An 11192-nucleotide genomic window follows, 5' to 3' on the forward strand; every position below is an offset into this window, starting at 1 on the left:
CTTATCGCGCATACTTGCGTTTTAAATCCGCAATCGTTTTGCCTTCACTATCCTTTCTGAGTGAAAGGCCTTCGTAGCTCAAACTGACCTTAAAGTTTTCCATATTGGGGGTAAACTTCGTCTTGCGCTCGGTCGCTACTTTAGCAACAGTGTTTGTCATAACGCCTCCTGTGTTACTTAAATTCTAACTGACAAGGCAATAAAATGCCATTACTACAATCCTGTTCAATAGTATATTGTCATCTATGTAATTAAACATTCATTTGTCGGTGTCGGGGAACATTAAATTCGAAACTTATTTTTGTCCAAATTCGAGTTTGTCTAATTATGCGCTTCACGCCCTTTGTTCACTTTATCAATCGTGCTAATAGCAGGTCTTAACACCTTTCTCAGTCGCCGAAGTGGAGCTGCTTTGCGTTAGTGTAGGTGGTCGGGTACAGCACTGGTTACAACGCCGTAACTATTGATTTAGAACTCATCCATTCCTTAATTTGTGCTCGAATTTCAGGGCCGAAATAACCACCTCTAGGATTTTTTACAAATTTTATAGTGTCGCATTCGATGGTTTTTTTGAGTTTCCATGCCCAAGCTGCTCTGCATATGACAATGAAGCGTTCCCCTCTTTGAGCCTGAGGAATAAGAACCTCATGTAAGTAATCAATTGCCACCTAGGTACTTGGCAGACTATTCAGAATAGCGGGCTTTAATTGCCTTGCATCTTTCGAAGCATAGGCGCAAACATTGAAAATGGATACGTTCTTTGCGACCTCTTCGTCTGACGTACCATCGAGCCTTGCTCGTGGTAAAAACCATTCTCTCCATCGATTAAACCAGAGAGGAAAGTCACTCTCACCTTTGATTTGTTCAAATAGGAGCTCTCGACAAGCTTCATCTACGAGTCCTTGCTTGTCTTCCTCTTCAAAGCCAGGGTTAAGGAAAAGCGCGATCACGGGTGCTGTTTTTAGATTTCCGTTAATGTGGCCTGGCGGAACATGTAATTCAAAAATATCTCTGTGTTGCTCGATGACCTCTTGGTCATCGGGGTGCACGCATTCTTTATGTGGGAGCTTTTCCCAAAACTTGAAAATCATGGCTCGAATCCTTGATATGACTAACGCTTGCTAGAAGCTCTTGTTATTGACTATTTTGCATAGTGGCGTAAACACCATCCAAGCTACCTTTATCTATTAGAGAAATACGCCGACCATCAGCCAAGATGCTAATTTATCTACTCATTTCTTTTCCATTTTTGCATCAATGTATATCGAGTGCTTCTGCCTCCTGCTTCACTTTTAACTAAGCAACCTAATTCAACTAGCCAAGTTAGGTGGCGTGTCGCAGTTGGTTTACTTACTTTTGCTACCTTATGGTACTGTGAAGTGCTAATGCCTTGGTCAAATTCACCGTCAAGCATTCGATTTAGTACCTTAACTTGTTCTTTTGTGAGCAAGGTTTGATCGATATTGCGCCAAAAGTTTGTTTTGGTTGTTGTCCTATCAATCTCTAGAAGCACATTAGTAAAGGTCTCATGTAAGGTGTCTAAAAACCAGACTAGCCAATCAGTAATATCTAACTGGCCTTTTTGAGTTTGCTCCAAGATGTCGTAGTAGCTTTTCCGTCGAGTCAAGATTGCAACCGACATCGCATAGAACCGGACAGATTGGCGCTCAGCTTGGGCAAGTGCTAAATCGGTCAATAGACGAGTGAGTCTGCCATTGCCATCGTCGAATGGATGTAAAGTGACAAACCATAGGTGAGCAATTCCCGCTCTAAGTAGTGGATCTAAATTGGGTTGCAGTCGTGACTCATTGAACCACCGAATAAATATGTCTAACTCGTGGTCAAGCCGCTCTCGTCCAGGTGCTTCAAAATGTACAGTTGGCTTATCCAGCCTACCGGATACAACTTGCATAGGCTCATTACCGCGCAGCTGGCCTCCAATAACAGGATTGAACAATGTGTAGCCTTCAACAAAAAGGCACTTGTGCCAGTGCAAAATCCGCTCTTTTTTTAGTGGCTCTTCTAAGTTATCTACAGCATCTAACATAATTTCGGCAAGACCATCAGTGCGAGGGGAAGTCGGAAAGGGTCTCTCTTCAGACAGGCCGAGTTTATTTGCTAATGACGAGCGTACTGAAAAAGCATTTAGCTTTTCCCCTTCGATGGCACTCGAATGAACGATGTTTGCAAGTAAGGTATCCAGCATGCTTTGTTTGTGGTTTTCTGTTTGGCAAAGCATCTTTCCTAGAAGAACCCCTTGATGTAAACGGACGTCTCTCAACTTAGGTTCGATTCTGTCTTTATCCCAAGAAAAATTGGGCCACTCATCTTGTTCCCATATCCACATGCTCATACCTATGATGCGAAAAATAACTACATTCAAATCATATTATGATTCGATTATTGGATTTAATCAAATCAAAAGGTGATGTGATTAAATCCGGCAATCACATCAATAAAACAGTTTTTAGGAACAAAGTTATTTTTTATAAGGATAGATAACATAATCGGTATATATCCATTAGATATGTAGGATTGATGCGTTGGTTTCCCTATATAACAGTTATTTTTAAAATCTCAGTTCTCAGAGTCAATCGCTGACAATGAGTTCACTGTTACTATTTGGCTGTTAAATCATCACAAATGAACTAATCAATGATGTACGAGGTGTGAATAGCTAACCTAATGACATGTAGGTTCATTGCGCTGGATTAGGTAGGTTTATTGCATTGGTTGAATATTGAACGCTATTTTATATAGGTTTACTGCTTCGGTTTATGGTGAACAGCCTAAATCAACACTTTCTGATGAAAAAAAGCACAAAATCATATGTAGGTTTAATGCATCAGTCTTTAAAATCACCGAGGAATGTGGGAAACCTGTGTGTAAGTTATTGTGATATCATGTCGATGTATAGGTTTAATGCGTCGGTTTCGATAGGTTTAATGCTTCGGTTTCGGTAGGTTTATTGCATCAGTTTATAAGATTAAATTCAATATTAACAATAGATTAAAAGCGTTTTTAACGCCCTTAATCTATTTTAATCTATTCTAATCTTAATCTATATATTAATCTTTAAGAGGTTGGAAGACCGAATTTTGAGTGCATCAAATACAGCTTCATTGCGTTGCTGCTTGAAGACAACGTATTAGCTAAGTACGCTCTTTTCATTTCAATAGGCCAATTAACAAACTCGATTAGTCGAATGGCTTTTGTGTTAACATTGCTCGTAGACATAGTTTCCTCCTTATGATGCTATGTTGGCTGGTAGCTGCGAAGGTCGAAGAGCGTAGCTATCTCTTAATGCTCAATCAGAGTAATACTAAGTGGAATTGACGCTACTGTTTGGAAACAGAACGTCTCTTTTGGAACAGCTTTGCTAAATTTATAGCATGCCTTAGATGGTCAATTTTACCTTCAATACTAGCAAAGTAACTTAGCTGATCAGCGTCGCACATTGCTTTAGTCGTCTTAATGTCATCAGCGTATAAGTCCAAGTAATTCGATAAGTCTTGTAGATATGTTTTGAGTTCAGGATCTTCGTTAACTAGGTAATGCAACGCCTTAATTTCAGTCGGTGACATTGTTATGTCTGCACACTCTTTATTCCAAAGGTAAACCAAGTACGATGCTCGTTTATGCTGGTTACTTTTAGGATGCGTATCACAACCTGAGCAACCTATTTGGTAAAGTGACTTGCCTTTAGCTCCTTTAACTTTGGTTAATTTTGCTATGGATTGACAATGCTTGCATTTAGCAATGGGTAGAGGGAATGGCACCTGGTTTGGTCTAAAAAAATCTTCAAAGCGTTTATGAAGCCGATGCTGCTTTAAGTCATTCGTATTGTTAAGGCTTTGAATTACGTCTGGCTCTGATTTTAAATTCTGACCATCAGCAACACTTTTAGACGCTTCTCGTAATGCTTGAATTTCAAACTCAGACACTTGAGCTTCGAAACCGTTTTGGACTAAGAACGTTTTTAGCTTTTCGATTAGGATGGTTTTTCTCAACGCTTCAAGCTTTGGTGCCTTTCTTAATTTATGTTGCTTAGCTTTTAGTTTTTGCTTTAGCAAATTCAAGCTGTGTATTTCAGATGTGATAAGTTCTTCAAGCGATGGAGTAACATAATCATGTTGTAACACGATCAGCTTGGTGGCAGTTAAATCAACTTGCGCGAGCAAATAACCAATTTCTTCGGTTGTGTCTGGAGTTGAAGACTCAATTTGTTCGAGCGCACAAGCAATACCAGCTGGTAAGTATGATTTAGGTGCAACAAAGTTAGGTTGTTTCTCCTTGGTAATTGTTACGTGATCAGGAGCCTGCAAAGCAACTACGCCATCACCCAAGTAGAATAATCGGCATCTAGCACCTAATTGCGATGAGGTATCAAGCGTCAAAATTATCGATGTGTGTTGATAAACAAATGTTTTGAAGGTACGAAAAGCACCAGCACTACGCTCTGCGAAAAATTCATTAATACTTAACTCCGTGGATTGCAAATCTAGACCAGTCAAAGCAAGCACATCGGGCAAAATATCCGTTACGACCAGTTTAATATTTTGATTTTCGGTATTCATTTCAAAAGAGCAACCGCGCTCTTGTTCTAACTCAAACGTTTTCATTGGCAATAATGTGTAGTTCCTAAATCAATTCAACAATCTTATCGCAGGTTCACAAGAATGCATCCAATTCGTTTTGAATAAGTGAGAGAAATCAGCGTTATCCACAAGTCTGGCATCGATTTGTACACAGAAATAGTGGATAACTTATGGGCAAGGCGAACTTGGAAAATCGTTACAAACGGAAATATGCCGATCCAAAATTGACTAAAAAACTTTGTTGCTTGCAAAAATGCTGGTCAATCTAAGTTTGGAGTTTTGTTATGAAGCTGAAGTTAATTGGTTCTTTAATTCTTGCCTCGTTAAGCCTGCACAGCTATGCACAAGATCTGCAAGACACAATCGCTGATAAATTGACTAATCTCACTGGCTTTGAAATTAAATCAATTAGCGAACATGAGTCCGGGCTTTACGAAATCGTTACTGACAGAACCGTCATGTACTCTACACACGATGGCAAACATCTAATCAATGGCCAAATACATCGTTTTGAAAATGGGTTATTAAATCTGACAGCAGAGCGTAAAGCGGAAGAGGCAGCGAAAGAAATCGCTCGAATTAAACCTAGTTTCGTTTCCTACAAAGCTCCAAATGAGAAATACGAAGCCGTTGTTTTTTTTGATACAACCTGCGGGTTTTGCAAAAAAATGCATCGAGAAATGAGCCAATATAACGCAGCAGGGATCACGATTCACTATGCAATCTGGCCAAGACAGGGCGTTTACCTGCCTCAATCTAATAATCAGTTGTATACACAGAGCTACTTAAACATGCAAAGCATTGTCTGCGCAAAAAACCCTGAAATGGCAATGAACATGGTTATGCGTGATGAAACAATCGATAAAGCTGAATGCAAGAACGAGATTGAGGCTAGTTACAACCTCGGTCAATGGCTCGGTGTTGCCGGAACTCCAGCTATTTATTCAACCAATGGAAGACTCATTTCAAGAGGGTACGCACCAGCAGAGGAGCTTCTTGGTATGTTCAAGGGGGCGCAATGAAGCTGAACTTTCTTTACACCTACATGTTTATCGCTAGCTCACTGTCCTTTGCATCGGATGTGGCATTGACTGAAACCATCGCTAAAGCAGCTGAGGAAAGGGAATCAACTTATCGAGAAGAAGTCAAAGTCAACTTAGAAAAAAAAGGCGATATCGTAGGTATTCGAGAATTACCAATGAAAAAGCTCTTTTTTGTAGAAGCTGAAAACGGTTCGTATGTTGTTAGCGCTGACGGCAGGTTTGTCTTTGACGGTCGTCTTGTTGATGTATGGCATAGGAAAACTATCAAAACGTTGTCAGATGCAACAGCTATACAACGTACTCCCGTTGCAAATATTGGACTTAAACCAGAAGAGCAGCTGGCTACGTTTAAAGTCGGTAATGAAACACTTCCTCGTTCAGGAGTCGCTTTTGTCGACCCAACTTCGCAATACACCACTCGATTCCTAAAACACATCGAAGATTCAGAAAAATACAATTTTACAATCGTATTAGCGCCTTTGGTTGGTGGAAACAACGCTGTAGATAGAGCTAGACGACTTTGGTGCGCAACAGATAAAGCTGCCGCCAAGCAAGATCTAATCAATGGCACTTCATTGTCATTCAATGACATAGAAAAAGTTTGTTCAGAGGAACCAATCCAAATGGCGGGTGTTCTGTCTGGCGTGTTCAATATACAAGAGCTACCGCACATCATTCGAGAGGATGGGCTTGTGAGTGAAGGATTGCCTCTAGATTTTGACAAGTGGTACGAGCAACCGTAAGGAAAAGCTGAAATGAAAGCATTATTAAGTTCGACGTTATTGATTGTTAGTTCGTTAGGGTTATCTGGTTGTATCGCATCAATAGGCCAACAAGATTTTACGTGTAACAACCTAAAAAAAGGCGGAGTCTGTGCTGGACCACGCGATATCTACGAGTTAACAAATAACCGTGAATCCCTAGAAGGACTCTCTGAAGATGAATTACACCATCAGGTACACCAACACAAACCACAATTGCAGACTAATCAACCGGCTGATCAGAGCCAAAACTACATCTATGAACCACGCAGTCTGGAACAGCAAACCAGCACAGATTATCAACCAAGCAGATTGATCACAGGCAGTGTTCAACATGCAGCTGCACCAAGCGAATTTGCACGCTGGCCAAGTAATGGTGAACCAATGGCACCAGAGGCACTAGCAGTGATGCAAGAACCAAAACCTATGCGAATAATGGTTAATTCATACACTGACAATAAAGGTGTTTTCCATGTTCCAGGTTACTTGTACGTCAACACACAAAAGTCGACATGGGTTAAATCACCTGCCACCGATTTGAGACCGAGCCGAGTCGTACCGTTGGATATGGTGAGAAAGTCTGAAGAACAAATGCAACGCGTGCAGCAAAAGCGACAAGGTGTTGATCCACTTGGTGTAGTAACAGAGCCACAAAGCAACTAGTTCGGAGCCGGAGCATGGGTATTTTTAAAGAATTAATGGATAAGATTTCGCGCAGAGAACGCTTTAGTAATTTGATCCCCGTCGTTGAGTATTGGATTGAAGACAAAGCATTTATTCTAGATGAACCGGCTATCGGTGCGATGATTATCTGCCAACCTTCAGCGGGATCAAACGATAAGATCCGAAAAGGGTTGGACACCATTTTTAAAACACCCTATCCAGCAGGTTCAACGTTACAAACGCAATTGGTTTCAATGCCTGACATTGAAGACATACTTTGTGGTTACGAACAGGTGAGGGGAAGTCGATTTATTGGTCCTGATCAAGAGCAGGTTGACGTACTGGCCAACTCAATCAAGCAGTTCTATAGAACTGGAGCGCAGACAAATATCAACGACAATGGGTATCGATTCAAGAACTTTGAATATTGGGTTGTTTTCAAAATGCCAATCAAAAAGGCGATACCAAATCCGCGCGAGCTTCGAGAGTTTAAAACTTACTTAAAGATGATGATGAAGCAACTGAGCTACCTTGCGCCTCATGTTGCTAACGAAGATGATTATCGTCGCAGAATGAACGTTTTGCTAAACATGTATGGTCAATCTAGATGGAAGGGCAAGCCGTCATTCAAAGATGAAGTACCATCTTCACAACGATTGTCAGACCTATTGTTAGATGCTGGCAAGTACGTTGAGCCAACACCAACCGGCATACAAGTCTATGACAACAAGTGCAAACCATGTCAGTTTATTAAACCCATGTCAGTAACAGAGTTTCCAGAAAACCTTTACTATGGAAATATGCTCGCCGCTTTAGGTGATTGGCGTGATGGTTCCTCATTATTATCAGAGCATTTTATTTTGAGCTTGAACATTATTTACCCGGACCAAAAGGATGCCAGGGCAAGTTTTCAACGCAGAAAAACGACTCTGCGAAGTCAAGCGAGTGGCGAGATGTTGCAAAAGCTAGATAAGCTTAAATTCCAACGTAGGGACTTTGACTTACTTGAGCGTGAAATGGACCAAGAAAAAAGCCTTTTGGTTAATTTCAGCATGCAGATGGTGTCATTCACTGAAAACGAAGATAAAGCCAATGAGTTTTTAGAGAGTGCAAATGCGATATTTAAAAATATCGATTTGGGATTATCACCTGAGCCTTACTATTCACTGCCGATGTTTCTGAGCACATTGCCGTTTGGTGTCGATGAAATTGTGGCAAGAAATAGCTTTAGATATAACCAAGGAACATCGAAGTTACTAACATTCCTAACACCGCACATGGCCAGTTGGAAAGGTAACACCGCTAATCCAGCTATCTTGTTAGCGTCAAGAACTGGGCAGGTTATATCGTTAGACTTCTTTGAAACGAACTCAAACTATAACGTTTATTGTGCAGCCACCTCTGGTGCTGGTAAATCGTTCTTTGTTGGTTTCTTAACGAATGCAATGCTTGGTGTTGGTGTACAAAAGCAGGCTCTCGATGGCTATACACAGCCATTTGATGACGGTTCACAAGTGTTTATTGTCGACGTGGGGCGTTCATATGAAGGTGTTGCATCGCAGTATCAAGATGCGCAATTTATAACTTTTGATAGCAATTTTAAGTTTTCATTAAATCCGTTTCCTTCGGTTGATGAATGGATTGGTGAAAACGGCGCAGCCAAAATGGTTCACTCGCTCATCTTAACGATGGCGTTCCCTGACGGAAAAGTTAACTCACTCCAAATGGCCGGTTTACATGAAGTGCTAGCTCGTATCTGGTCGCAATATGGTAAGGAAGCCACCATAGACCATGTAGCAAAAGCATGTATCGATACTAATGAGCCAGACATTGCGCTAATAGGGAAGTGTTTAGCGCCATTTTGCGCAGGTGGTTTGTATGGCCATTACTTTGGTAACAAATACCCGCCGATCCAATTTACGGGTCGCTTGATTGTCTGTGAGCTTGAAGAGCTAAAAGCAGATGCTCATTTGCAAGTTTGCGCTCTCATGTCATTGATTATGAATATTCAATACCAGATGTACATTGCTGACGATGGTACAGCACGTCGTAAGATGTTCATACTAGATGAAGCTTGGGAATATTTAAAAGAGGACGGCTCAAGTTCAGCTGAAATGATGAAGTTTTTCACTACCTTCCTAGAAACTGGCTGGCGGCGCTTCCGTAAATATGGCGCGTCTGGCGCATTAGTTACACAGTCAGTAATGGATGGTTATGAATCTAGCGTTGGGCGAGCGATTATCGCGAACTCTGCTTGGTTACTGTTAATGAAACAGAACCCCGAGCAGGTAACTCGGTTGGAAAGTGAAAAAGCATTTAGTGGCTCAAAGACAGATTTGGAACTATTAAAGTCCTTAGACACAAAAACACCAAAGCCAGGTCTGACCGATGAGGCCTATTCAGAAGTGCTTGTTAAGCACGGCATGAACTCTCAGGTTTGCCGTTTGTATACTGACCGGAAATTCCAATTGATTCTCACTACAAAAAAAGAAGAAAAGGTAAGACGACAAGCACTTATGGATAGTGGATTAACGATGGAACAAGCGATTGAGCAGATGATAAAGGAAGAGGCGAGGGAATCTTTTTAGTTTAGGGGAGACATCCTATTTCGTTTGAGTGTACAAGCAAATCAGTTTGAGGATTGTCGATTGCCCAGAGATGGATTGACTGTAACAGGAATAACTTTAGTAACTCATATTTGATCTGGGAGTGTAAGCGATTAAGTTTAGACTTTATCTGACAGACAGTTATGAGCGAAAAGCAGAAATTTCTCTCCGCATCATAGTACTCATGCGAAAGTATGCTTTGCTTGATAGAGCGGACATTAACGCCTGAAGTTGGACGGACTTTTAACCGCAAAATGGCATGTGTCTCAACCACAGTGTCCAGCATCCATTCGTCGAGTTGATTGTCACTCGGATCGTGCTTCTCAGTAAGGCAAGCTAACTTTTTACTACAACAATCATCTTCAAAGCGATCTGCTTCTATTGATTTGCGTAGATCACGCAATTAAGTTGGATTGACAATGTTAGGGGGCGCTAATTTGTCCTTGCTCTGTAGATTAAATATGACTATTCATATCGACATAAGCTCAATGCAATTTGAAAGTTTTGCTTTTTGAGCTTAGAGTGATATTTTTAATAAGTTTCTAATTTACTGGTTGGCTCAACTTGTTTTAAAAACACGGCGCGCTGGTGCGACTGTTTCATAATGAGCGAGTCCTACAGGCAAATCAGTTGCTGGATTGTTTCTGAATTTGATTTTGGTTTTCCATCTAAATTATCGGCCCTACCCTTTTTATATCAATCGGAGCCTCCTGAGCATTAAATGAAGTCACTTATCTCTGTTCCCAAATTTTCATTACGCAGTTGGTTAATGTCATTATGGCTACCGTTAGGGTTATTAGTTATTGGCTACTTTGTGGCAACATCCATGGTAGATCAGCAACAACAAACCCAAGCAAAGCGAATTAGTGATGCGGTTACTGTCAGGTTAAATCTAATTGCAGAAGGGGTTCAGGAAAAGGTCACGCTGTATCAATATGGTTTGCGCGGCATCCGTGGTGCAGTAATGTTGCTATCCCCTGAGCATTTTGATTACAACGATATGCAGGCCTATACGCAAGTGCGAGACTATAAAAGGGAGTTTCCAGGGGCTCATGGTTTTGGTTTAATCATCAAAGTTGAACCAAACCAAACTGCGGCATTTCTAGACCGGATGGCTGCCGAGCGACCAAGCTACAACTTCCAAATCAGGCAGCTTACGCCACACCAAGATAGCCTTTTTGTGATCACCTATATTGAACCTGAGCAAAACAACCGAGAGGCCGTGGGGGTTGATATTGGTTCCGAAGCAATGCGCCGCAAGGCAGCATTAGATGCGGCGTTCAATAACGATGTGAGGTTAACAGCGCCCATTACCTTAGTACAGGCAAATGAGCGAGCTCAACAGGGTTTTTTAATGTTAATGCCGGTATATAAAACAACAACCGTGCCACAAGATAGTCGGCAACGGCTTGAACATTTATTTGGCTGGAGTTACGCCCCAATCCTGATTAACGAAGTCCTTAAATCAGTTGCAGGTCTGGAAAACGATGTCTTTCTGCAAATCAGTGACATTACCGAACA

Annotated in this window: 9 protein-coding genes; 5 read left to right on the top strand and 4 right to left on the bottom strand. The window is 41.2% G+C overall.

The window, feature by feature from the left end:
* Position 1 precedes the first annotated feature (1 nt).
* The 4 genes from ACFOEE_RS16685 to ACFOEE_RS16700 all read right to left on the bottom strand — a co-directional run bounded on the left by ACFOEE_RS16685 (position 2) and on the right by ACFOEE_RS16700 (position 4628).
* Positions 2-160 (bottom strand): hypothetical protein, encoded by a 159-nt coding sequence (locus tag ACFOEE_RS16685; RefSeq protein WP_377126881.1) that lies wholly within the window; start codon positions 158-160, stop codon positions 2-4.
* A gap of 508 nt (positions 161-668) precedes the next feature.
* Positions 669-1091 (bottom strand): hypothetical protein, encoded by a 423-nt coding sequence (locus tag ACFOEE_RS16690; protein WP_377126884.1) that lies wholly within the window; start codon positions 1089-1091, stop codon positions 669-671.
* 137 nt (positions 1092-1228) lie between these two features.
* Entirely contained in the window at positions 1229-2347 is a 1119-nt protein-coding gene (locus ACFOEE_RS16695; RefSeq protein ID WP_377126887.1) for a Fic family protein, read from the bottom strand.
* 991 nt (positions 2348-3338) lie between these two features.
* Entirely contained in the window at positions 3339-4628 is a 1290-nt protein-coding gene (locus ACFOEE_RS16700) for a hypothetical protein (protein WP_377126890.1), read from the bottom strand.
* Between the two features lie 254 nt (positions 4629-4882).
* Between ACFOEE_RS16700 and ACFOEE_RS16705 the strand changes: the two genes are divergently transcribed.
* The 5 genes from ACFOEE_RS16705 to ACFOEE_RS16725 all read left to right on the top strand — a co-directional run.
* The gene (locus ACFOEE_RS16705) at positions 4883-5620 is read left to right on the top strand and encodes a thioredoxin fold domain-containing protein (RefSeq protein WP_377126893.1); all 738 of its coding nucleotides are present in this window, start codon (positions 4883-4885) and stop codon (positions 5618-5620) included.
* Complete coding sequence (locus ACFOEE_RS16710; RefSeq protein ID WP_377126896.1) at positions 5617-6384, top strand: disulfide isomerase DsbC N-terminal domain-containing protein; 768 nt, start codon at positions 5617-5619, stop codon at positions 6382-6384. Before ACFOEE_RS16705 ends, ACFOEE_RS16710 begins: the two co-directional genes overlap by 4 nt.
* A 12-nt stretch (positions 6385-6396) precedes the next feature.
* Entirely contained in the window at positions 6397-7065 is a 669-nt protein-coding gene (locus ACFOEE_RS16715; protein WP_377126899.1) for a TraV family lipoprotein, read from the top strand.
* Positions 7066-7079: 14 nt separating this feature from the next.
* Positions 7080-9653 (top strand): TraC family protein, encoded by a 2574-nt coding sequence (locus ACFOEE_RS16720; protein WP_377126901.1) that lies wholly within the window; start codon positions 7080-7082, stop codon positions 9651-9653.
* 787 nt (positions 9654-10440) lie between these two features.
* The coding region (locus tag ACFOEE_RS16725) for a CHASE domain-containing protein (protein WP_377126904.1) at positions 10441-11192 on the top strand (752 nt) is incomplete at its 3' end.

Source organism: Pseudoalteromonas fenneropenaei (assembly GCF_042643375.1).
In the GTDB taxonomy this organism is placed as follows: Bacteria; Pseudomonadota; Gammaproteobacteria; order Enterobacterales; family Alteromonadaceae; genus Pseudoalteromonas; species Pseudoalteromonas fenneropenaei.